The organism is Yoonia sp. GPGPB17 (assembly GCF_037892195.1).
In the GTDB taxonomy this organism is placed as follows: domain Bacteria; phylum Pseudomonadota; class Alphaproteobacteria; order Rhodobacterales; family Rhodobacteraceae; genus Yoonia.
The window spans coordinates 284,614-306,782 of record NZ_JATACI010000002.1; the positions used below are offsets into that span (position 1 = coordinate 284,614).

Annotated in this window: 23 protein-coding genes and 3 pseudogenes; 14 read left to right on the plus strand and 12 right to left on the minus strand. The window is 57.3% G+C overall.

What is annotated here, in order from left to right; all coding sequences use genetic code 11:
* Positions 1 to 84 precede the first annotated feature (84 nt).
* Positions 85 to 726: a DUF3047 domain-containing protein gene (locus QTO30_RS01745; protein ID WP_340422099.1), complete on the plus strand. Its 642-nt coding sequence runs from the start codon at positions 85 to 87 to the stop codon at positions 724 to 726.
* 77 nt (positions 727 to 803) lie between these two features.
* Positions 804 to 1,199 (plus strand): c-type cytochrome, encoded by a 396-nt coding sequence (locus tag QTO30_RS01750; RefSeq protein ID WP_340422101.1) that lies wholly within the window; start codon positions 804 to 806, stop codon positions 1,197 to 1,199.
* On the opposite strand, the gene QTO30_RS01755 is transcribed toward QTO30_RS01750, so the two are convergent.
* The 4 genes from QTO30_RS01755 to parE form a co-directional block, all read right to left on the minus strand.
* Entirely contained in the window at positions 1,164 to 1,886 is a 723-nt protein-coding gene (locus QTO30_RS01755; RefSeq protein ID WP_340422102.1) for a DUF1194 domain-containing protein, read from the minus strand. The two genes, QTO30_RS01750 and QTO30_RS01755, sit on opposite strands and share 36 nt — an antisense overlap.
* Before the next feature lie 291 nt (positions 1,887 to 2,177).
* Positions 2,178 to 2,576 (minus strand): hypothetical protein, encoded by a 399-nt coding sequence (locus QTO30_RS01760; RefSeq protein ID WP_340422104.1) that lies wholly within the window; start codon positions 2,574 to 2,576, stop codon positions 2,178 to 2,180.
* Between the two features lie 167 nt (positions 2,577 to 2,743).
* Positions 2,744 to 2,953: a hypothetical protein gene (locus tag QTO30_RS01765; protein WP_340422106.1), complete on the minus strand. Its 210-nt coding sequence runs from the start codon at positions 2,951 to 2,953 to the stop codon at positions 2,744 to 2,746.
* A complete protein-coding gene (parE, locus tag QTO30_RS01770; protein ID WP_340422107.1) occupies positions 2,946 to 4,904 on the minus strand; it encodes a DNA topoisomerase IV subunit B in 1,959 nt (652 codons plus the stop codon). Before parE ends, QTO30_RS01765 begins: the two co-directional genes overlap by 8 nt.
* 365 nt (positions 4,905 to 5,269) lie before the next feature.
* Between parE and QTO30_RS01775 the strand changes: the two genes are divergently transcribed.
* Positions 5,270 to 6,298 (plus strand): nuclear transport factor 2 family protein, encoded by a 1,029-nt coding sequence (locus tag QTO30_RS01775; protein ID WP_340422108.1) that lies wholly within the window; start codon positions 5,270 to 5,272, stop codon positions 6,296 to 6,298.
* A gap of 29 nt (positions 6,299 to 6,327) precedes the next feature.
* On the opposite strand, the gene QTO30_RS01780 is transcribed toward QTO30_RS01775, so the two are convergent.
* Positions 6,328 to 7,611, minus strand: coding sequence for an alpha/beta hydrolase family protein (locus QTO30_RS01780; RefSeq protein WP_340422110.1), 1,284 nt, complete (start codon positions 7,609 to 7,611; stop codon positions 6,328 to 6,330).
* Between the two features lie 118 nt (positions 7,612 to 7,729).
* Between QTO30_RS01780 and QTO30_RS01785 the strand changes: the two genes are divergently transcribed.
* The 8 genes and pseudogenes from QTO30_RS01785 (at position 7,730) to QTO30_RS01820 (ending at position 14,602) form a co-directional block, all read left to right on the plus strand.
* On the plus strand, positions 7,730 to 8,614 hold the full coding sequence (locus QTO30_RS01785; protein ID WP_340422112.1) for an NAD-dependent epimerase/dehydratase family protein: 885 nt from the start codon (positions 7,730 to 7,732) through the stop codon (positions 8,612 to 8,614).
* On the plus strand, positions 8,614 to 9,546 hold the full coding sequence (locus QTO30_RS01790; RefSeq protein WP_340422114.1) for an isopenicillin N synthase family dioxygenase: 933 nt from the start codon (positions 8,614 to 8,616) through the stop codon (positions 9,544 to 9,546). The genes QTO30_RS01785 and QTO30_RS01790 overlap by 1 nt, the downstream gene beginning before the upstream one ends.
* Before the next feature lie 44 nt (positions 9,547 to 9,590).
* Positions 9,591 to 9,998: a thiol-disulfide oxidoreductase DCC family protein gene (locus QTO30_RS01795; protein WP_340422115.1), complete on the plus strand. Its 408-nt coding sequence runs from the start codon at positions 9,591 to 9,593 to the stop codon at positions 9,996 to 9,998.
* 44 nt (positions 9,999 to 10,042) lie between these two features.
* Positions 10,043 to 11,035 carry a hypothetical protein gene (locus tag QTO30_RS01800; RefSeq protein ID WP_340422116.1) on the plus strand — a complete coding sequence of 331 codons (993 nt, stop codon included), beginning with the start codon at positions 10,043 to 10,045 and terminating at the stop codon, positions 11,033 to 11,035.
* Entirely contained in the window at positions 11,032 to 11,604 is a 573-nt protein-coding gene (locus QTO30_RS01805; RefSeq protein ID WP_340422117.1) for a DUF4166 domain-containing protein, read from the plus strand. Before QTO30_RS01800 ends, QTO30_RS01805 begins: the two co-directional genes overlap by 4 nt.
* A 63-nt stretch (positions 11,605 to 11,667) precedes the next feature.
* Positions 11,668 to 12,318: a DUF1007 family protein gene (locus QTO30_RS01810; RefSeq protein ID WP_340422119.1), complete on the plus strand. Its 651-nt coding sequence runs from the start codon at positions 11,668 to 11,670 to the stop codon at positions 12,316 to 12,318.
* On the plus strand, positions 12,300 to 13,184 hold the full coding sequence (locus QTO30_RS01815; protein ID WP_340422120.1) for a nickel/cobalt transporter: 885 nt from the start codon (positions 12,300 to 12,302) through the stop codon (positions 13,182 to 13,184). The genes QTO30_RS01810 and QTO30_RS01815 overlap by 19 nt, the downstream gene beginning before the upstream one ends.
* Positions 13,185 to 13,226: 42 nt before the next feature.
* A pseudogene (locus QTO30_RS01820) lies at positions 13,227 to 14,602 on the plus strand (MATE family efflux transporter).
* Here QTO30_RS01820 and QTO30_RS01825 read toward each other — a convergent pair.
* From QTO30_RS01825 to lgt, 5 genes and pseudogenes are all read right to left on the minus strand, one after another.
* The gene (locus QTO30_RS01825) at positions 14,585 to 15,535 is read right to left on the minus strand and encodes a Hint domain-containing protein (RefSeq protein WP_340422122.1); all 951 of its coding nucleotides are present in this window, start codon (positions 15,533 to 15,535) and stop codon (positions 14,585 to 14,587) included. The pseudogene QTO30_RS01820 and the gene QTO30_RS01825 overlap by 18 nt on opposite strands.
* A 48-nt stretch (positions 15,536 to 15,583) precedes the next feature.
* Positions 15,584 to 15,745 (minus strand): hypothetical protein, encoded by a 162-nt coding sequence (locus QTO30_RS01830; RefSeq protein WP_340422124.1) that lies wholly within the window; start codon positions 15,743 to 15,745, stop codon positions 15,584 to 15,586.
* 237 nt (positions 15,746 to 15,982) lie between these two features.
* The gene (gene pgeF, locus QTO30_RS01835) at positions 15,983 to 16,738 is read right to left on the minus strand and encodes a peptidoglycan editing factor PgeF (protein ID WP_340422126.1); all 756 of its coding nucleotides are present in this window, start codon (positions 16,736 to 16,738) and stop codon (positions 15,983 to 15,985) included.
* On the minus strand, positions 16,735 to 17,793 hold the full coding sequence (locus QTO30_RS01840) for a class I SAM-dependent methyltransferase (protein WP_340422128.1): 1,059 nt from the start codon (positions 17,791 to 17,793) through the stop codon (positions 16,735 to 16,737). The genes pgeF and QTO30_RS01840 overlap by 4 nt, the downstream gene beginning before the upstream one ends.
* Positions 17,790 to 18,669: pseudogene (lgt, locus tag QTO30_RS01845) on the minus strand (prolipoprotein diacylglyceryl transferase). The gene QTO30_RS01840 and the pseudogene lgt overlap by 4 nt, the downstream one beginning before the upstream one ends.
* 107 nt (positions 18,670 to 18,776) lie before the next feature.
* Here lgt and QTO30_RS01850 point away from each other — a divergent pair.
* The 3 genes from QTO30_RS01850 to QTO30_RS01860 all read left to right on the plus strand — a co-directional run bounded on the left by QTO30_RS01850 (position 18,777) and on the right by QTO30_RS01860 (position 20,133).
* Positions 18,777 to 19,022, plus strand: a complete 246-nt coding sequence (locus QTO30_RS01850; protein ID WP_340422130.1) for an accessory factor UbiK family protein — start codon at positions 18,777 to 18,779, stop codon at positions 19,020 to 19,022.
* A 100-nt stretch (positions 19,023 to 19,122) separates the two neighbouring features.
* The gene (locus QTO30_RS01855; protein WP_340422131.1) at positions 19,123 to 19,350 is read left to right on the plus strand and encodes a hypothetical protein; all 228 of its coding nucleotides are present in this window, start codon (positions 19,123 to 19,125) and stop codon (positions 19,348 to 19,350) included.
* Positions 19,351 to 19,458: 108 nt separating this feature from the next.
* A complete protein-coding gene (locus QTO30_RS01860) occupies positions 19,459 to 20,133 on the plus strand; it encodes an imm11 family protein (RefSeq protein WP_340422132.1) in 675 nt (224 codons plus the stop codon).
* A gap of 234 nt (positions 20,134 to 20,367) precedes the next feature.
* On the opposite strand, the pseudogene QTO30_RS01865 reads toward QTO30_RS01860, so the two are convergent.
* Together QTO30_RS01865 and QTO30_RS01870 are read right to left on the minus strand one after the other, a co-directional pair.
* Positions 20,368 to 21,400, minus strand: a pseudogene (locus QTO30_RS01865) (M42 family metallopeptidase).
* A 132-nt stretch (positions 21,401 to 21,532) separates the two neighbouring features.
* Positions 21,533 to 22,057, minus strand: a complete 525-nt coding sequence (locus tag QTO30_RS01870; protein WP_340422133.1) for a hypothetical protein — start codon at positions 22,055 to 22,057, stop codon at positions 21,533 to 21,535.
* Positions 22,058 to 22,169 lie beyond the last annotated feature (112 nt).

A 22,169-nucleotide genomic window follows, 5' to 3' on the forward strand; every position in this document is an offset into this window, starting at 1 on the left:
ACGTGACATCAGCCGTTCAGAGGTTTCTGAACGGTGCGAGTGCGGTAGGACTTTGTGCAAACGCCCACAAAGGATACCCTGATCATGCGCATCTTGCTTTCCGCCGCCCTTGCCCTTGCAACCACCGTCAGTGCCAGCGCAGGGCCGATCAGTTTCAGCAATGGCTGGCAAGAGCAGCGGTTGTCGCTCTTTAGTTCCAACGATTACACGTTTGGGCAGAACCTTGGGCTGGTCTCGAACGGCTCTGTCTCCATCGCCTGGAGCCGCGTGGGGCGTGAAAGCTGGGGGTCTTCAGGTGCGACATGGAACTGGACGGTTGAACAGTCCGTTCCTGCGACCGACCTTAGCCGCAAGGGCGGGGACGACCGCAACATCTCGCTTTACTTCGTCTTTGTGCCGGAAAGCATCGCGCCCAGTCTGGAAGGCGCGAACATTCGCAGTCTTCTGGGCAACGATGATGTGCGCATTATGCAATACGCCTGGGGCGGCACCCATGCGCGTGGTCAGGTGATCCAGTCGCCCTATGGCCCGCAGGGGCAGGGTGTGACTATTGCTTTGCGGCAGGCAGGCACCGGGTCATTCAGTGAAAGCGTTGATCTGGCCGCAGATTACGCCCGCGCCTTTGGCGGTGAGAAGGGCGCATTGGTCGGGTTGGCCGTGTCGGGTGACAGCGATGACACCGATACGATGATCCGGGCGGCGATTGGCAATCTCAGCCTGCGCTAGCCAAGGATTGATTTGCATCAACGCGCTCTGCGCGCGGGCCGCCTAAGCTGACTTGAACAGCACAAAAGGAGGACGTGATGCGACTATTTCCTTTGGTCGTGGCCTTGGGCCTTGCTGCCCCGGTGGCGGCGCAGGACGCGATGCAGGGCGAGGCGCTTTATGGGTTTTACTGCGCGACCTGCCACGGCAATGCGGCCATCGGCAATGGCCCGATGTCGCCCTCTTTGGTGGTGGCCCCGGCGGACCTGACGACATTGGAGGCACGCAACGCCGGTGTGTTCCCCACGACCCGTGTTGTGATGCGGATTGACGGGCGTGACCCATTGATCAGCCACGGCAGCATGATGCCGGTTTATGGTGATTTCTTTGAAGGCACGGATGTCGCGACCAAGGCTGAAACCGGCCAGCCGATCATGACCTCGCAGCCGATTGTCGACCTACTCGCCTTCCTTGAGAGTATCCAGCAGGAGTGAAGCGAACTGCGTTTGGGGTGTCGTGCCCGCGATCTCCAAGATCAGCTTGCGGCGCACGGCGTCTGTGAACTCTGGCCCAGATTGGGCGGGCATGACAAAGGCGTTGGGCCCACCGATGATATTGGCCTCATAGGCGGCGGGCAGGTCAAAGTTCTGAAAGCTTTCGTTGCGCAGGATTGGCAAGGCGTTGATGGTGATGCCTGCGGCCACAACCTCATCCCGTGCCACTGTGATCGGCGGGCCATAGCTGTTGCCCATCGTATCCCCGGAAAAGTCGATCACGCGGCGGAAGCCCCTGATATCGTTACCTTCTATCTGATCCTTGCCATACAGCAGCGCCGACCCAATGGCGTTGCGCCCGGTGGCCTGACGGGGCGGGCCGATCAGGGCTTCGGCGAAGGCTGTCGCACTGTCCATATCCGCGATGATGGTCCAATCCACGACGGTGGCCTGTGTCTGGGCCCACTCCACGTAGGTGACGGCGATGGAGCCGTAAAGCGTGTTTTCGATGGCGGAAACCACCGCCGGATCGGTGATCGCGATGGCGTAGGACTGACGTTGGAACAACAGCTCATCCGCGTCGATGGAGCCGGAGGCATCGGCGAGCAGGACGAGTTCGAGGTCGGTCTCGATGGTTTGGGCGGCGAGGGGCGAGGCGAGGGTGAGGGCGAGGAGAAGGGTGCGCATGAGGGAGAGGTAGGGCGAATTTGACGGTGGGAAAGAGTGGGGAGCATTGCGTACACATGCTGTACACAACCTGTGCATACGCGGTGCGCCGGGACAGGCCCCGGTCTACGGGGCGGCTGTCAGCGATATTGCTGCTGTTGCGAGATCATCTCGTTGATTTGGGGTGTGAATTCATGCGCAGCTTTACTAAGGGCGGTTGATGGGGGTGCGCACCCGAAGGCGTCCTTGTGTTTGGTAAGATGTATTCGAGCCCTATCCCACGGTTTGCTATGTGACCGCCGCCCTCAATAGCTAATTCCAACCTGAGAGGCCGCACCAGTCCAACGTGTAACATGCGACCCCGAGAAAAGGGTCTCTATCAATCGGGAATGCTGTGACTGCGCCGGAGCTGTCCTCGAAAAATCTTAGCGCTTTGTCGTCAGGTAACAATACTAGCATTCCATTGGAGAGATTGCGGACAACCTTTGCGTTTGACGGGAGCTCCATTTCAATCTCAGCAAATTGTATTGAAGGTAAATCGCTGTAGTTTCCAGATCTTATCCTCATACCCTCAAAGGCTCCACTAGCCGCAACAATCGTGGCGAAGAGTGACAGGAAGAAAACGAAGTTCTTGATTGATCCTAATAATTCGGCAACAAAAACTGATCTAAAAATCAATATCGAACTACCCAACGCAACGACAAAGATCAATATCGACGGACCTACCGTTGGAGCAAATCCGAAGAAGATATACGAGATAGCAAGGACTGCCGTGAAATACTTGAGTGTATGATATAGCATCTCATGCCCAAGGGCATTGATACTATGATTTTCACCTTGTTGAACTCCTCCAGCTCCAGAATGTCCTAGCCAAAGACCTAGTAAAAAAACGGAATTGCAGGGACGATATAGAACACACCTGCCCGTACCAAATCAGAGAACTCAACAATTTGAAGCGGGTCAACTCCCCAAAAGTAGTAAAAACTGCCCTCAAACAAAAAGGCAAAGATGAAACCGGAAACGGGTAACAAAGGCAGTAGTTTGAGAATCATTGAGAGCTTGGTGGAAGCCTCATCTGCCTCAAACATCCAACTCCTCCACAAACCGCGCGTTTTCCTGAATATACTGGAACCGCAACTCGGGCTTTTTCCCCATCAGACGTTCCACCAGATCCGCCGTATCCCCCGGCTCTTCGTCATGGACCGTCACGCGGATCAGTTTGCGGGTGGCGGGGTCCATTGTGGTTTCTTTGAGGTCTTTGGCGTCCATTTCCCCCAACCCCTTAAACCGTTGCACGTCGATTTTGCCTTTGCCGCCCAAGCCTTTGGCCATCACCGCGTCTTTTTCCGCGTCGTCCGCCACATAGACCCGTTTCGCCCCTTGCGTCAGCCGGTAGAGCGGGGGGCAGGCGAGGTAGAGGTGCCCTTGATCGATCAGCGGCCGCATTTGCGTGAAGAAGAACGTCATCAGCAATGACGCGATATGCGCGCCGTCGACGTCGGCGTCGGTCATGATGATGATCTTGTCGTAGCGCAGGTCATCGACGTTGAATTTCGTGCCCATGCCGACCCCGAGCGCCTCGCAGAGGTCGTTGATCTCGGCGTTGGACGACAGTTTGTTTGACGCCGCCCCCAGGACGTTGAGGATCTTGCCCTTCAGTGGCAAGAGCGCTTGGGTTTTCCGGTCGCGCGCGCCTTTACCAGAGCCACCCGCAGAGTCGCCCTCGACGATGAAAAGCTCGGTCCCGACGCGGTCTTTGCTGGTGCAATCGGTCAGCTTTCCGGGCAGGCGCAGTTTCTTGGTGGCAGATTTGCGCGCGGTTTCTTTCTCTTGCTTCCGCCGCAGCCGTTCTTCGGCGCGTAGCACAAGGAAATCAAGGATCGCGCCTGCGGATTTCGTGTCGTTGGCCAGCCAGTTGTCAAAGTGGTCGCGCACGGCCCCTTCGGTCATTTTGGCCGCCGCTTCGGTGGATAGCCGGTCTTTGGTTTGGCCCACAAAGGCCGGGTCACGGATAAAGCAGGACACAAGCGCGCAGCCCCCCGACATCAGGTCGTCGCGGGTGATTTGCCCGGCTTTTTTGTTGTTCGATAGCTCGCCGTACGCCTTGATCCCCTTCAGGATCGCGGCCCAGAAACCGCTGACATGCGTGCCGCCTTCGGGCGTGGGCACGGTGTTGCAGTAGGACTGGATGAAACCGTCACGCACGGGCGTCCAGTTGATCGCCCATTCGACCTTGCCGGGTTCGCCGAACTTTTCTGTGAAATCGACAGTGCCTGCAAAGGGTTTGTCGGCGTAGGTGGTCGCGGTGCCAAGCGTTTCCTTGAGGTAGTCAGAGAGGCCGCCGGGGAAGTGGAAGGTGGCTTCGGTGGGGGTCTCACCATCGTCGATCTCGGATTTCCAACGGATTTCGACGCCGGAGAAAAGATAGGCCTTGGAGCGGATGGATTTGAAAAGGCGCGCGGGTTTGAACTTGTGATGGCCAAAGATTTCTGCGTCGGCGTGGAAGGTCACGGTGGTGCCGCGGCGGTTGGGCGCGCTGCCGACCTTTTCAACCTTGCTGAGTGGGATGCCCCGCGAAAACCGCTGTTCGTAGATCTCTTTGTTCCGCGCGACCTGTACGACCATGCTGTCGGACAACGCGTTGACGACTGACGCGCCGACGCCATGCAGACCGCCCGAGGTCTGATAGGCTTTGCCTGAGAATTTGCCACCTGCGTGCAGGGTGCAGAGGATCACCTCAAGCGCGGATTTGTCTGGGAATTTTGGATGTGGGTCGATGGGGATACCGCGCCCGTTGTCTTTGATTGTGACCGCATAGTCTGCGTGGAGTTCAACCTCAATCCGGTTGGCGTGGCCAGCAACCGCTTCATCCATCGAGTTGTCGAGGACTTCGGCCACAAGGTGATGCAACGCCCGTTCGTCCGTGCCGCCGATGTACATGCCGGGGCGTTTGCGTACAGGCTCCAGCCCCTCCAGCACCTCGATGCTGTCGGCGTTGTAGTCGTCGGGGTCTGTGTTGGACAAAAGATCACTGGGCATGGGCTCGAACCTCATTCTTGTTGGGGCTCTTATGACAGAGGGCGCGCGTCGGGGGAAGGCTGCAGTCGCCCACATTCGTGCTGTGACCGTGCGGATACTGCGCGAATCTGAAGCTGTTCTATAGGGCGTCTTGCGCAGCACGTGTGGTCGCTTCGGATGACACGTTGGGCATCGGGTTTCTGGCAGACTGCACGTCGTTGGATCGCAGTTACAGGAGCCTGCCAAATGGACCCGTTGCACATGAAAGGAATAATCGACATCACCAGCCATCACGCAACCGCTGCGGATGACGCATTCTACGCGCGCCATAGCTGTGCATGGTTGCAAGGATTGAAGCGCGTCAAACATGCCATAGGTGGTTTAATGTGGAGAGATGGCTGGCCGACCGAAAGGCACCGACCGATCAGAGCGAGGAAAGCGTGAACACACCCATCGAGACCTCTCAAGACCACATGGCGATCATGCAGGTGATAGCGCGTGAGACCGAGGCATTTGCAAATACTGACTTCCCCGCATGGGCCGCGTGTTGGGTGCAGGATGAGCGCACCCGCGAGGTGTGTTTTTCGTCCATGTTTGGCGTGACCGTGCTGGAGGGGTGGCGCGCCATCGAGGGATATATCCGCGAGGTGTTTGCAAGTGGATCTGCGTGTAAATTCGTTGAGTTCCGGCGCGAAAATGTGAACCTGACCATCAACGACAGTATGGCCTGGGTGGTTTTTGACGGGCGGTGTTTTCAGATGGATGGACAGGTCGAACATACTTACGAGACACGCGTTCTGGAAAAGACCGATGGCAAGTGGCGGATTCTTTACTCGTCTTTCGTGCTGCGCGGGCCCCAAAGGGAAGATGCGCACCGTTTGGCGGTTGATGCCAAAGGGATGGTCTTGGCGGCCCCGGAAGACGCCATGGCGATCTTGAAGGCGCATCCAAGCTTGCAAATCTCTCGGGGGCGGCTGCGCGCTACAAAACCGGCTTGGGACAAGGTTTTGCAGGCGGGATTTGCCTGCGCTGCCGAACAACATCGGTACTTCCAACAGTATCGCTATTCTGCCCAAAGCGGCGAGAGCTTTCGGTTGCCAATTGTTTTTGGCGAAACCGACGATGGCCGTGTGGCTTTCTGCACCCTGTTTGCGCGCGATGAGATGACGTTTGTGGAAATCCAGAGCGACGGGGATTTGAAGAAAAGACTGAACATGGCGAAGGCAATTTATGGCCTTTCGGCGGCCCAACTCAACTTGGCCGCGCGCATCGTCGGCGGGGACAGTTTGATTGCTGCAGCCAAGAACCTTGGGATCAGCATCAACACTGTGCGCACGCATCTTACCCGGATTTATGCCAAGACCGGGGCCAATTCGCAAACCGCGCTGGTGCGGATTTTGCTCAGCGTCGGATAGGTGTCGACCTTTCGCCCAACGGTACGCGGTTACTCACCAGCCTGTTTCGTTTCAAACCGCAGTCCGGCCGCGGTCCGGTTCGGGAATCCCATCCAATAGCTGTGTTCTTCGGTTTGGACCCCATCCTCATCAACCGACCAGACCCCGTCTGTGGCCACCGGCGTCAGGTCAAAATAGGCTGCCATTTCTGTATCGCCTTTCAGGTGCAGGTCCAGATAGCCGGTCACAAAGTGCTGACTGATGTTGTTCATACGCACCGTATCCCAGACCGGGTCGGCATAGTGATCGAAGGGGGCATAGCCAAGCGCGTCTGACACCGCATAGCTTTCGGCGGGCGCGGGCATGGGCGCACCCGCGTTATGGTTGGCTTGGGCAAAGGTTAGCAAATGGCGGGTGGTATTCATGGTGTCGTCAAAGATACCGCGCATCGCGGTGTATTGCGAAACGTCATCAACCTCACCCGCAATCAACATCAGCGGTTTTTCAATCCCGGCCCAGCTTTCCGCGTCCCAGAACCCGGTGTTATTGCCCCATGGGCCGAAGGCCACGATGGCTTTTACCCTGTCGTCGGCCAATGCAGCATGGCTTTCGGTGCCCATCAGGTTGCGTTCGAGCAGTGCCTGCGGCGCGCCCCATTCATAGGTGGTGCTGAGCAGGGTGACACCTGCGCCTGCATAGATCAGTGCCCCGTAGCCGCCCATGGAATAGCCGACAATGGCGATGTTGTCGTCTTGAATGATCTGGCCAAGGTCACCCTCAAGCGCTGTCACACTGTCAATGACAAAACGTTGGTCCCAAGGACGGTTGACCAAGGTTGACCCAAAGGCCGTTTGATCATCATAGGTGCTGTCAGGGTGGTCGATTGAGGCGACCACATACCCCTTCGACGCAAGGTTTTCAGCCAAAGGTGACAGCAAGAACCGGTTGCCGGGATAGCCGTGCGAGATAATGACAAGCGGAAAGGTCCCATCCGTGTCCGGTACCGCATCGCGGGCGGCCTGGCCTGTAAGCGTGGCCTCTGTCACACCGTCGCGGATCAGAGCGGTATAGGAACCACCCGGTTCCGTCTCATCGGTGGCCGGATACCAGATTTCCACTGTCATCTCACGGTCATAGCGCGGCGGTTCGCCGGTTTCGCCGGTGTTCACCACATCGATCTGATCAGGGTTGGTGAAAACCATGGTCGTCACGCCGATTTTGTGATCGCCAAAGGCGGCCAAGGCAGGGGCGTCTGGGCGCACCATGTCGATGCGGTTTTCAGCGTGAACAGCGGTTGCGGCCAGTAAACTAAAGGCAGCGGTCATCGTGCGCATGGGATGCTCCTGCGGAATTGAGTGAGTGGTGCCCTTAACGTATAGGTCAACGCCGGGAATGAATAGCCATTGCAGTCCCCCCTGGTCGGATTAATCTGCCCGCATCAGGAGGATCAACATGCGCGTCTTTTTTACTGGTGGCAGCGGCAAAGCTGGCAAACATGCGATTACCTATCTGCAAGGGCAGGGGCATACCGTCGTGAACGCGGATCGGATGCCTTCGGACTTGGATGTGTCAGAGTTGTTGATTGATCTTAGCGATGCGGGGCAGGTGATTGGCGCCATGTCGCAATACGCGGATTTCCACGAGTTGGAGCCGGGCAAAGGCGTGCCCAAATATGATGCTGTCGTGCACTTCGCCGCCGTCCCGCGCGTTATGATTGGCACCGATGGCGAGTGTTTTCGTCAGAACACATTGAGCACCTATAACGTGATCGAGGCAGCGGCAAAGCTGGGTATTCCGAAAGTCATCTTTGCCAGTTCCGAGACGACTTACGCCGTCTGCTTTGCCGATGGTGAATTGAAGCCGGAGTATGTGCCGATTGACGAAGAGCATCCGACGGTGCCCCATGACAGCTATGCCATGTCCAAGGTCTGCAATGAAGCGACCGCACGGTCATTTCAGGCGCGCACGGGCATGGACATCTACGGTTTGCGCATTAACAACGTGATTGAACCACATGAATACGCGGTACAATTTCCGGCCTACCTGGATGACCCGGCCCTGCGCCGCCGCAATATCTTTGCCTACATCGACGCCCGTGATCTGGGGCACATGGTGGATTGTTGTTTGCGGACCGATGGGCTGGGCTACGAAGTGTTCAATGTATCCAACGATGACATGTCCGTGGGCATTTCGTCCGATGAGGTGATCGCGCGTTTCTATGATGGCGTGCCGGTCAAGCGCCAGATGCGCCGTGATGAGACATTCTATGCCAATGACAAAGCCAAGCGCATGGTGGGCTTTAGACCCAAGCATTCATGGCGTGAGGTGTTGGGTTAGTGTTCCCTCGGTTCAACCTTGCCGCATTCGAGAGCGCACAGCACGATGCACGCCGCGCCCTTGCACAAGAGTTGGACCAGATTTGTCGTGACACTGGATTCTTAGTTTTGGATGGGCATGGGATTGCGCCCGATGTGATTGCTGACGTGTGGCACGCGGCAGAGGCGTTCTTTGCGCAGGATGTGGCGGCCAAACAAGCCTTGGCGCCGCCGTATCAGGGTTACCCTTACGGATATCTGGGACCGGATGCAGAGGCCTTGGCCCGATCCAAGGGTGAGGACACGCCGCCAGATCTGAAAGAGAGCTTCAATGGCGGTCCCTTGCGGGTGCCGGTGGGTGCCAGCACGGCAGCGACCGACTTTTGCTATAAGCCGACGATCTGGCCGGAACTGCCTGGGTTTCGCAGCGCGTGGGAGGCATATTATACGGCGATGGAAGATTTGGCGGCACGCGTCATGCGGGCTTTTGCCGCGGCCTTGGCATTGCCAGGGCACTACTTTGATCCGTTCATCACACACCCAATCTCGGCACTGCGCGCGCTGCACTATCCCGCAACTGTCGATGTGCCTTTGGACAAGCAACAGCGTGCAGGTGCGCATACGGATTATGGATCATTGACCATTCTGTTGCCTCAGCCGGGCAGCCAAGGGTTGCAGGTGCAGCAAGGTGATACATGGGTCGATGTCCCTGCGCCCGAAGGCGCTTTTGTGATCAATATCGGCGATCTGATGGCGCGTTGGACGGCGGATCGCTGGGTCAGTACCTTGCACCGGGTCGTGGCCAAACCGGGCCAACCAGCGCGTCAGTCTTTGGCGTTCTTTCATCAACCCGATTGGGATGCCGAGATTGTGCCACTGGATGGGTCGGATGTTTACCCGCCCGTCCGGTCAGGGCCGTATTTGATGGCGAAATTTCAGGCGACTGGTGTTTGAGCGGGTCCGGGCTAGGTTCTAAATGGCGGTGAAGGACCGACGTCATGACCACATCAGATAACCCAATCGCCGTAATGGATGCCACATGCGCCCTTTGCAGTTGGGGCGCGCGGATGATTCATCATCTGGATTGTTCTGGCGAGATCAGGATCGCACCGATCCAGTCCGAGACAGGGGCAAGGCTGATGCGCTTGCATGGGCTTGATCCTCGTGACCCCGATACATGGCTATTTATCGAAGAGGGTACGGTATGGCGTGATTTCGACGCACTGATCCGTGTGGGGCAACGGTCGGGTGGGTTAGGCTATCTGTTTGCAGGCCTCAAGGTTCTGCCACGCCCGGTGCGCGACTGGTTTTATCAAAGGATCGCGCGTAATCGCTATGCCATGTTTGGTCGCGGCGATATGTGCGCGTTGCCCGATCCTGCGTTTCGGGCGCGATTGTTGTCGTGAGAGTCGCTGTTGTTGGCGGATATGGGGTCTTTGGGTCCCGGCTTGTGCGACTTCTCGCGCGCGACGGGCATGACGTGATCGTGGTCGGCCGCAACTTGACCGCAGCCCGCGCCCTGGCGGGTGAAGTGGGTGCGATGCCGCTTGCTCTTGACCTTAGCGGTGACCTTGGGTTGCTGTGGGATGTGTTACCAGAGGTTGTGGTAGATGCGGCGGGGCCGTTTCATGCGTATGGCGATGATCCTTATCGCCTTGCGCGGGCCTGCATCGCGCAAGGTGTGCATTACCTTGATCTGGCTGATGATCCGCGTTTCTGTATGGAGATTGCTGGCCTTAATGCGCCCGCCCGCCAAGCAGGCGTCTTTGCCCTGTCCGGGGCATCAAGCGTACCGGCGATTTCTTCCGCCGCAGTGACCGCCTTGAGCGCGGGTGCAGACGCCATTGACTGCATCAGTTCTGCCATCCTGCCCGGCAATCGCGCGCCCCGTGGAGCGTCCGTTGTGCGCAGTATCCTGCACCAATGCGGTCAGCCCATGTCAGTGCCGGTCGATGGTCAGATGGTGAGAGTAAGGAGCTGGTCGGACCGCGAGCGCTGTGATCTCGGCAAAGGTCTGCTTCGCGATGGTTGGGCAATCGCGGTTCCTGATCAGGGCCTTTTTGCGCAGGCCTTTGGGGCGCGAACGGTGGCGTTTCGTGCGGGGATGGAACTTGGCATCATGAACTGGGCTCTCGCCGCATTTTCATGGATGCGGTCCTCGTGGGGTTGGGCGGTGCCAGATTGGCTGGTGCGGTTGACGCTCTGGGGCTCGCGGGCGCTTTGGCCTTTTGGGACGGATGTTGGCGGTATGAGTGTCAGCGTGATCCTTCGGAAAGACGGCGTATGGAAACGCAAATCTTGGCGTATGATTGTTAAGGCTGGCGACGGGCCGTTCATCCCGGCTGTGCCTGTGCGGGCTATCTTGCGTCAGGCTGGAACGATCACGCCCGGTGCGGGGTGGCGCTATCTGTCGTGCCGCTTGCTGCCTTGGTTGACGGGATGAAAGATTTGGCCGTGGAAGTAGATACGACCGAGGCAGAAATCATACCGCTCTTTGAGGGGTTTCTGGGCGCATCTTTTGACACGCTTCCGCCGACGGTACGCGACTTGCACGATGTTCCGGCCCCACGCCGCTGGACGGGGCAGGCGAAGGTCACACGTGGCACCTCGCTTTGGGCGCGGTTGATTGCTGGTGTTTTTGGGTTTCCGCCCGCGACGGATCAGACCCCGGTTGAGGTAACAATGACGCCGAAGGGCGGCGGTGAGCTTTGGGAGCGACGGTTTGGAGCAAAACGCTTCTGGTCGTTCCTGAGGGTCAAAGATGGGTACATGACGGAGCGGTTTGGCCCGCTTACATTCACGCTGGGTCTGCATGTGGCTGACGGGCAGTTGCATTTCCCAGTTGTTTCTGGCCGGTTGGGGCCGATCCCGTTTCCGCGGTTCCTTCTGCCAGTGAGCATTGCGCGGGAATATGAAGCGGATGGGCGCTTTCATTTTGATGTCATGCTGAAGGCGCCGCTGACAGGCGCTTTGATGGTTCACTATCAAGGCTGGCTTGTACGTGATGAGTAAACTGTCGCGCAGGTGTCAGGGCCCTCCATTGCGCCCCTTGCAAACCCGGCTTAAGTACACGTCATGCGTCTGACACTTCCCCTTCTGGCGGCCATGGTCATGCCGACGATAGCCCCGGCTCATCCACATGTCTTCGTGGAGGCGCAGGTGACTGTTGTCTTTGCCGAGGATGGTGCCTTGGGTGTCCGGCTGGATTGGTTCTACGACGACTTGTTTTCGCTTTTGGTCACGACCGATCTGGGGATTGATATGGATGGTGATCTGATCCTGACATCTGCCGAACAACAATTGCTGGATACGCAGATCACGGCATGGCCGCCAGACTATGCGGGTGATCTGGAAGTATCTCAGAATGGCGTGATGTTGGCATTGGCCGAAAAACAGGATCACAGTATGACCTATGAGGGTGGCCGGTTTCACGAGGCGCATTTGCGTCTTGTACCTGAATTGACTGACCCGGACGCACCGGTTCAGATCAGGGTCTATGATCCTTCGTTCTACACGGCCTATGATCTGCGCCGCCCGGTGCTCATAGAAGGACGTGATGATTGCACGGCAGAGGTGATCCCGGCGGATCTTGATGCAGCCTATGCTTTGGCTGAGGACCTGCTGGAAGGGCAGGACCCCAACGCCGTTGGCCCTGATGAGTACTTCCCGGCAATTGGCGATGCCTTTGCTGATACCATTGTTGTGACATGCGCTGGCCTGTTGTGATCCTGGGCGCATTGGGCGCACTAGCGCTATGGTTTTGGGCCTTTGGTGGCGCTGATCAGATTGCGGGATTTGCGATCACTGCGCAGCGTGATGTGCAAAATGCCATGGCCGCCGCTTTGCGCGGGCTGCGCGCGGGTGAGCCGGGGGCCTTGGCCACACTTTGGGGGCTTTGCTTTGCTTATGGTTTTGTGCATGCCGTGGGTCCCGGTCATGGTAAGCTGGTGATTGGCGGGTATGGCGCTGGCACGCGTGTCCCGGCGCGGCGATTGGCGGGCCTGGCCTTGGGGGCGTCGCTGGCGCAATCGTTGACGGCTGTATTGCTTGTTTATGCGGCTGTGTTCCTCTTTGGCTGGGGGCGCGCGCAGATGACAGGTGTTGCAGATGATGTATTGGCGCCGCTGAGCTATGCTTTGATCGGTATGGTTGGCCTGTGGCTGCTGCTGCGTGGTGTGCGGCATCTGCGTCCCGCACATGACCATACCCATCATGGTGACAGCGAAGTCTGCTCTTCCTGCGGGCATGCGCACGGACCGACCCTGAAGCAAGCCGAGACCGTGCGCAGCTGGCGCGATGCTTTGATCGTGATCGGAACGATTGCTGTGCGGCCTTGTACGGGCGCTTTGTTCCTGCTGATTCTGACGTGGCGGCTGGACATCGTGTGGGCCGGGATTGCTGGTGCGCTGATCATGGGGCTTGGCACGGCAAGTATCACAGTACTGGTGGCCTTCGCCGCCGTGGGTTTTCGTGAAAGTGCGTTGCAACTTGTCAGTCACAGCGCGGTCGCACGCACATTGGCGTGGGTCGAAATTCTGGCGGGAGGCACCGTGTTGATCCTTGCCAGCCAATTGGTGCTGCGCAGCATCTGATTGCGCTTTACCGGGGCGGCGATCGGGCCTAAGGCTGGGCTTATGGAACGTGTTGCGCAAACATATAAAGACCACAGCAGAGCGATCTGGATTTTGGGTATGCCCCTGATCCTGAGCAATCTTGCGCAGTTTGCGATCCATATCACGGATACAATCATGCTGGGTTGGTATGATGTGACGGCCCTTGCGGCCTCGGTCATTGCGGGCACGCTTTTCTTTGTGATTTTCATCGTGGGTGCGGGTTTCTCCCAAGCCGTGACACCTTTGGTGGCGGCGGCTGCCGAAGAGAATGATGATGTGCAGGTTCGCCGCGTCACACGAATGGGGCTATGGCTGTCGATCTTTTACGGGCTGGCCGTGACAATACCGTTCTTTTGGGCCGAGGATATCTTGCTCGCGATAGGGCAGGATCCGGACGTTGCCGCACTGGCCCATATCTATCTGCAGATTGTGATTTGGCAGATGATCCCCGCGTTGATCGTTATGACGCTCAAAGCGTTTTTGGCCGCGATGGAACATACAGCGATCATCCTGTGGGCGACGATTAGCACCGCGATCCTGAACGGTTTCATCAACTACGCGCTGATCTTTGGCAATTGGGGCATGCCGGAACTTGGTATTCGGGGGCGGCGATTGCGTCACTGACCGTAAACCTGATCACCGTTCTGATTCTGGTGATCTATATCCAGCGAAACCTGTCGCAGTTTGAACTGTTCAAGAATTTCTGGCGCAGCGACAGCGAGATTATTCGCCGGGTGTTCATGCTGGGTTGGCCGATTGGTCTGACATCACTGGCCGAAGGTGGCCTGTTCAGTGCCTCAGCGGTGATGATGGGCTGGATTGGCGAGATTGAACTGGCAGCCCACGGTATCGCGATCCAATTGGCAAGCCTGACCTTTATGGTGCATATCGGGTTCAGTCAGGCGGCCACCGTGCGGGCCGGGCGCGCGCTAGGCCGCAAGGATGAGATGTCTTTGCGCCGGGGCGGGATCACGGCGATTGGGATGTCGGCGCTGTTCGCTGTGCTGACATCTATCGTGTTTCTGTCAATACCAGAGACGCTTGTGTCGCTCTTTCTGGACCCCGATGAGCCAGAACGCGCCAATCTGCTGCGTATTGGCGCCAGCCTGATCATGATTGCCGCGCTGTTCCAGTTGGTTGATGGCCTGCAGGTGCTTGCGCTGGGTTTGCTGCGTGGTGTGCAGGACACGACCGTGCCGATGGTCATGGCCACGATCAGTTATTGGATCATCGGGCTGCCGGTCAGCTATCTGCTGGCCTTCACGCTGGGATTCGGAGAGGTCGGGCTGTGGCTGGGTCTTGTCATTGGTCTGGCTATTGCCGCGGTGCTACTAATGTGGCGGTTCTGGGGGCGATCAGTGAAAATCGCCCCACCACAGCTAGCCCAGCAAATCTAGATCGCGCATCCGCAGGCGCGGGTGGTTCATCAGACCAAAGTCTTCGAAACCGCGTTTGTGGGGGAACAACGACAGATATTCGCGCAATGCATCGCCGCGCAGGCCAAGGTTAAAGGCGGAGCCGGGGTGCAGCGTTTCGATTTCAAGCCCGTTCACCATCAGGCAGCGTTGGGCCGCAAAGCCGAACTGAAAGACGCTGACGGGTTCGACCGGCTGCAAACTGAGCACTGTGTTGCCATCGACAAAGTCGGCGGCCGGTATAAATGCGGCATCGGTACCCGTGACCCTGCGGATGCCCGTGGCACGGTGCAGCAGGCGCGCCGAAGGGCCAAGCACAAGATCCTGTGTGGGGCGGTTGTCGCCAAGTGCATCGCCTGTAATCCGTGTCATCATTGGCTGCTTGGCATTTGCATTGTTGGCCGTTGGCCCAAGGGTTATGCGCCCACGCCATTGCAGGGTTTCGTAGCTTCCATCAGCGAGGCGGACCTCATCGCCGGGCAGGACGTCTTCGACCGACATATGCCCGTTTTGTGTCTGCACAATTGCGCTATGTCCCAGTGCGGCAAATGCCTCTTCAAACGCGGTGTGGGCGCGGGCAATGGTGTTGAATTCGTGAAAGCGGCCCTGTGCGTCCAGATACATCACTTCGTATTTGCGCTGCGCGACATCTACGCTTTGCGTCTTGGCGTGCTGGCGTTGGGCAGGGGTTTGCTTGATTTGCTGGCTGAAGATATCGACGGTGCGGGCGGGTGCAGATGAAAGTGACGAGATCCATGCGAAAGCCTTCTTGGGTCTGACCTCATTTGCTGTCCCACCAAACAACAACTGAGCAATGGTTACATTTACTGTGAAAAGCGCAGCATGACGGCTGTGCAGATTGATGCGCCCAGTGACTGATCCAGCACCCGGATCGGTCTTACGACGTCGAAACACCGGCTTTTGTCGCGCGCCCCTGCAAAGTACAGGTTGAAGCGTGACTGATCAGGCGCTGCGTACGACAGTAGGGCGCGGTTGCTGATTGTCGTTCGCTTTCATCTCGCGGCGCGCAATCATCGCTTTGCGAATGTCACCGCGTGCCCAGGGCATTGGCGTGTCATATGCGGCGACGGCGGCTTCAAGGGATTTCTGCCAGCGGCTTTTCATTGTGATACCTCTTTTCCGAGTGCGGCCATTTTTGGCTGCGATTGAACTCAGATTGCTGGATTAAACTGGCGAGATTTTGACGATTTCAAAAAAACACTGAGGCGGTGCTGTTAACCGTTCAGAGGTCTTTTAGGATATTGAAAAACATAAAGAATAAGGCTACGTCAGGGGCCGTTTTCAGGCAATAGGTTAACAAACCGAGGCAAGACTTGCCTCATTTAGTTAAACAGCACATAGCTAAAGCCGAATGGCGGCGATCAGCCGTCCATAATCAGCCTGCTTTTCATGCACGGACCTGCGGTAGCTAAAGAATCGCGTAGGATCGGCATAGGTGCAATGACGCGTCCATGTACCGGCCTTGATCCCGCTTTGTTTCAGCAGGAACAAACCAAAACCCGGAAGATCAAACTGAAAACGATCATCCTGACCTTGCAGGAAGAAGCGCTCAAACCCGGGGTCGGTACGGACAAAGCTTTCGCGAAACTCAGGTCCAACTTCGTAGTTGGGCTGGCTGATGGAGGGGCCGATGACCGCCATAATGTTGCCGCGCGTGGCCCCCTGCGTTTCCATCTGCGCAATCGTTGCTTCGAGCACGCCGTTGAGTGCGCCCTTCCATCCCGCATGGGCCGCGCCGATCACCCGCGCCTTGGTGTCGGCAAACAGTACTGGCTGGCAGTCAGCCGTGAGGATCGACAGGGCGACCCCCTCGCGGGCAGTCACGAGCGCGTCGGCTTTCGGCGCCGTTGCATTCGGTGCGTTCATCACGACGGCATCTGAGGAATGTACCTGATGAACCCCTACCAGATGATCTGTCGCGACACCCAGAACACTCGCGACGCGCCCGCGGTTGATCGTCACGATATCCTTTTGATCAGAGCTGCCATAACCACAATTCAACCCAGCAAACACACCCGATGATGCACCACCCCTGCGTGTGAAGAACCCGTGCGGGATGCCTTCGAGCAGTGGGTCGGTGATGATGTCCAGCGTCATGGCTCTAGTCCCGGTGGTGGGGTGGCGGTGGAAGGATAGATACTGATCACCTTGAAAAGGTCACCCATTTCCGAGGGGTGGGTCAAGCGCCGATGTGCCGCAATATGAGATGTCAGCGCATCACCTGAGAGCTTTGCCGCCAACGCTTGCGCACGCTGGGTGATCCCAAGACGTTCGAGGAACACGCCTTGCGGTGTCAGGCGGCTGAATTTCGCGGGGCCTGCGTGCGCTGCGATGGCCGCGAAGTCAACGTGGGCGGTCAGGTCTGCCTGACCGGGTGCGGCCAGCGGATCTGTGTGATCTTGTGATTTTAGCGCCTGCAAGGTGTCGCCCAAGGACTGCCAGTCACCATAGTCGATGATCAACGCGCAACCGCCGTGGCTTTCGATTCTTGCACTGAGACTGGCCATGATTGATGGCAAGGCAGGGCAATGCTCGACCAGATCACCGTTTTTGGTATCGGACAGTCGCGCTTCCAGCAGTGCAATTGGGGCGGCAGCCGAGAGGCCGAAGCTGAGCGTAGTGTCACTGACGCCAATCATCTTTTCGCGCCAGCCATCGCCTTCACGTATGAACTGGCGGATGGGGAGCGCGTCAAAGAACTCATTGGCGATGAGGTAAAGGGGCGTCTCGGGCAGGGTGTCGACGCTGTCGTGCCATGTGGCATCGGGAACAAGTTTGGCCTGTTCTGTGCGCAAGGCAGGCGAGGTCTCGACCAGATGCACAGATAGCGCGCGATGAAATCCTGGAACGGCCTTGGAGGCGCGCAGGGCATCGGCCATCAACGTACCGCGTCCCGGGCCAAGTTCGGCCAGCGCGATCTTGGGTGGTTGTCCCTGATCCATCCACGCTTGCGCAAGCGAAAGCCCGATGAGTTCGCCAAACATCTGGCTGATTTCGGGGGCGGTCGTGAAGTCTCCTGCCACGCCAAAAGGATCGCGCGTCGCGTAGTATCCATGCTGCGGGTGCATCAGGCACTCGGCCATATAGTCTGCAAGGCTGATCGGGCCGGTCCGGGCGATCCGGGCGATCAGGAGATCACCCAAGGCGGTCATCTGCGCGCGGCCATGATGACGACGGCGAGGCCAATCAGGATCATCGGCAAGGTCAGCGTCTGACCCATCGTTAAACCGTAGCCGTTGATATGGAAGGCCAACCCCAGCTCGTTGCCTATGCTGACGAATTGCGCATCCGGCTGGCGGACGAATTCGACAAGGAAACGCGCAAAACCATAGCCCGTAAAGAAGACCCCCGACAGAAGCCAAGGTTTCTTGAGCGCGCCAAAGCGGAAGGCAAGCAGGATCAGGATCGTGCCGAGCAGCAACCCTTCAAGGCCCGCCTCATAGAGTTGCGAGGGATGGCGCACGCAAGGCTCCAGCGCCGTGGCGCAAGCTTGAGCGGCTTGGCCCGGAAAGATCACGCCCCACGGCAAGTCGGTCTGTCGGCCCCAAAGTTCCGCATTGATGAAGTTTGCAATGCGCACCAGCAGGACCATGCGGCGTGGCCGATACGGCGATGATATCCGCCAGATCGGGCAGGGGCACCTTACGGCGACGACTGAAAAGGTAGACGGCGACGACGACGCCCAGGAAACCGCCATGGAAGGACAACCCACCTTCCCAGATTTTGAAGACATCAAGCGGAGCGGCGAGGAAATCAGCCGGTTTGTAGAAGAACACATAGCCCAAACGCCCGCCGCCGATGACGCCAATCACGATGTAGGTCAGCAGGTCTTCGAGTTGGCTTACCTTCATCGGTGGCCCATTGCGCCATAAATCGGGCCGGTTCAGCGCCAGTTTGATCAACTGCCAGCCAATCGCGATTCCGACAATATAGGCCATCGCGTACCAGCGCAGCGCGATCTCGCGCCCAAAGACCGTGAACGAGAAAATCTCAGGCGAGATATCGGGAAAGGGGATGGCGCCAAACATGGGTGCATTCCTTGTCTGCGGGTGCGGCAAAGTCAACCGCTCTTGCCGCGGCTTGTAGCGCGGCCCGCAAAAGCCCATATAAAGACCAATTGGAGATGGAGTGTACCATGCAGAGCAACAGCAAAATCCTTGATGATATCAGCCAACTGATGACCAACGCGATGGGCGTGGCCCAAGGGGCCAAGGACGAGGCGAACACAGCGATGAAGTCGATGATGGACCGCTGGCTGGCCGACCGCGATTTCGTTACCCGCGAAGAGTTCGATGCCGTGCGCGCGATGGCGCAGAAAGCGCGCGAAGAGAATGACGCGTTGAGCGCAAGGTTGGCGGCGCTGGAAGGCAAGAAGAAGTAAGCGCAGCTACTTCTGCGATTGCTCCCGGAAATTTCCCCGTGCTTTTGCGGGCACTTGATGCCAGACAAGTGCGCATGAACACATGAAAGGGAGAACCGTGATGGGACTAGGTGATATGATGGGCAAAGCGGCGGGCCTGATGGGCGGCAGCGACTTTGACCTTGGCGCAAAGATGGAAGAGCTGGGGATTGACCCCGCGATGCTGGAAAACCTCGATATTGAAGGTGTGAAAGCGATGATCGAGGAAAAAGGAATCGACTTGTCGATGCTCGATAGCCTTGGAATTGATCTGGACGAGGTGATCGCGAAGTTTAAGGGTGAGGTATAAGCGCCGCTTGCATTGATCCCTTTCAGAACGAGGCGAAGCGGCGTTACCATGGGAGCGCCGCTTTTTTGATGTCTGCTGCAAGGAAACAACCGAGACCGAGGGTAAAGGATGACTTGGATATTTAAGGCCACAACTGATGGAAGGGGCGGATTTGTAGAACTCTATGCCGTAGATCCTGACAATCTTTCCGATTGGTCACGCGCGCTGCCACTTAGAGGCGTGGGTGTTAGCCTTGCTGGTGTGTACAAAGGAAAAGACGCGGAGTTACTTCTTAAGTATGTCCCAAGGCACTTCGTAACACCGAAGCGTATCAATGCGTTCAAAGACCTATTTTGGGTAGAGGGCAAGATGCTGGTCATATCAGAGCGGTTTCGCGAGATTATCAAGGCCCATGATCCCGGCATCCACCACATTTGGCCGATCCAGGTGATGTCGAAGAAAGGGGTTGCCTACCCTGATGCGCTTTATGGCTTTGTGCCAGCGGTGCATGCCGCCGCGATCTCAGAAACGGAAGGTGACGTTCATATCACAGAACCGAGCACAGCCCCGCCAACGAAATTGTTCCCGCAAGGAGTACATACTAGACGATCCACGCGGCTAAGACCGAGTTGGATCGCTGCAGTTCATCCCGACAAAGTCCCGTCACAGAATATTTGGTGGGATCACGGTTTGACACGAAACTACCTTTTGCTGTCCGACGTGCTGCACGACGCCATCGTTGCTGCGGATCTCAAGGTTATTCCAATGAAGAAAACAACAGTGGCAAGGTGTCTAAGATCGTGAGTTCTTTGGCGCCACACTAACAGATGTCGCTTAGGTGATGCGCTTGGCTTTGCTCTTCCGATGATACCGGCGCAGGCAACACCGAAATCACGACCTCATCGCCGAACATGGGACGCGGCAATGATGGAATATGGCCTAGAACTTTGTGGTGATTTCAGATTCCGTTTGTGTCGGCGACAGCCAACGACACAAACAGAATCTGATACTGGAGGGAATGGGTTCGTGCCCCTACCCCTAAAACTCCCCTAAATACGCCACCAGAATGTCCAGCGCCGCTTGCAAATCGTCCTTGGCGATCATTTCGGTCACCGTATGGATGTACCGCGTTCCCACCGTGATCCCCACTGCCCGCGCACCCGCTGCGGCTTGTTGAGCGGCGGCCCCGTCTTGTCCGCCAGAGGCCAGCATCGTCCGCTGGTAGGGGATCTTTTTCTTGATGGCGAGCGCCTCAATGTCCCGCACCAACCCTTTGTCCGCGATGAAGGAACTGTCACGCACGTGCAGGCCAAAGCCTTTGCCTTGGATCGTCGTAGCATCCTTGTCGGGGATGCCGGGGGTGTCGCAGGACAGGGTCACGTCAATGCCCAACCCGATGTCTGGTTTGATCGCATAGGCCGAGGTGCGGGCGCCGCGCAGCCCGACCTCCTCTTGTGTGGTGAAAGCCACGTGGATTTCAGCGCCGCGTCCCTTTTTGCCCAGATGCCGGATCGCCTCGATCCCCAGCCAGCAGGCGATGCGGTTGTCGAGCGCCTTGGACACGAACTTATCCCCCATCTCAAGGAAGGGTTCGTCCATCACCACAAAATCGCCGACCTTGACGATATCCTTGGCCGCCTTGCCAAGGCCGAGGTCGATGAAGAATTCGCCCACCTCGGGGATTTTTTTGCGGTCTTCCGGCGAGGAGATATGGACGGGCTTGCCGCCTGGGTTCATCACGCCCTTGAAATCGCCATCATCAGTGCAAACCAGCACGCGGCGGGAAAACAGATTGCGGGGGTCAAAGCCACCCACAGGCAGGACGTAGAGAAAGCCGTTTTTGTCGACATGACTGACCAGAAATCCGATCTCGTCCATGTGGCAGAGCAGCATGACTTTGGGCGCGCCCTCTTTGGTGGCATCGCGGCGACATAGGAGCGAGCCCATAGGGTCAGTTTCAATCGAGATCGAACAGCCCTTTCACCTCCGAGGTGATCAGTTCGCGGACGCGTTCTTCATGGCCGGGCACGCCGGGCATTTCGCAAAGACGTTTGAGAAGGTCAGTGTTCATGTTCGGTGCTCCTTTTTGTCTCAGTCAATGCTAGGCGATGCTATCCAAAGCAAGTTAACTATGGTGAAACCATAGACATTTTACTGCATTCAGCGACAAAAGCCCATGCTCCGGCAGCACGGCCATCTGTTGTTACTTCTGAATACGGTATCGGCCCGTTGGCACATCAATCCGTACTGTCACGAACTCTTCTCGGCTCGGGGACAAACCGGTGTTGCTGCAGAACGCAGTCGTTCCGACAAGCTCGGCTTGGCGGTTTGCATTGGATACGACGTTGAAGAACCCAAGCCCTCTCATGACGGTGTTGCCATTCATTTTCACGGTTGAACCGTTCAACGCCTGACGTCCAAGCCGAGAAAAAATGGATCCTCCGCGGTTGCTGTATGCACCACAGATATACATCTGGTCATTTTCCATTATCGGACGGTAGCGGATGAAAGTTTCCGCCCCATTGCTGTCCCACTGGAGAACATATCCAGCAAAGCTGTCGTCTACTGTGATTTGCACCGTATCACTAGATGCGCTTGCCTGTTCGGCTTGAGGCGTTTCAATATTGACTTGAGTTGGAGTTTCTGACGAAACAGCTGCAGTGCCGGGGTTCTGCATGCAACCAGAGGTAAGCGCGATGATTGCAATGATTGATGCAAATTTGTGCATGTTTTCGTCGTCCTTGAAAAATGATGGAGTGTAGTCCGTTTCAAAAACGCCCTATCATGAGCCTGATTTGGAGGAAAGCACTTGTGGGATAAAAGATCGAAAATCTGCTTAT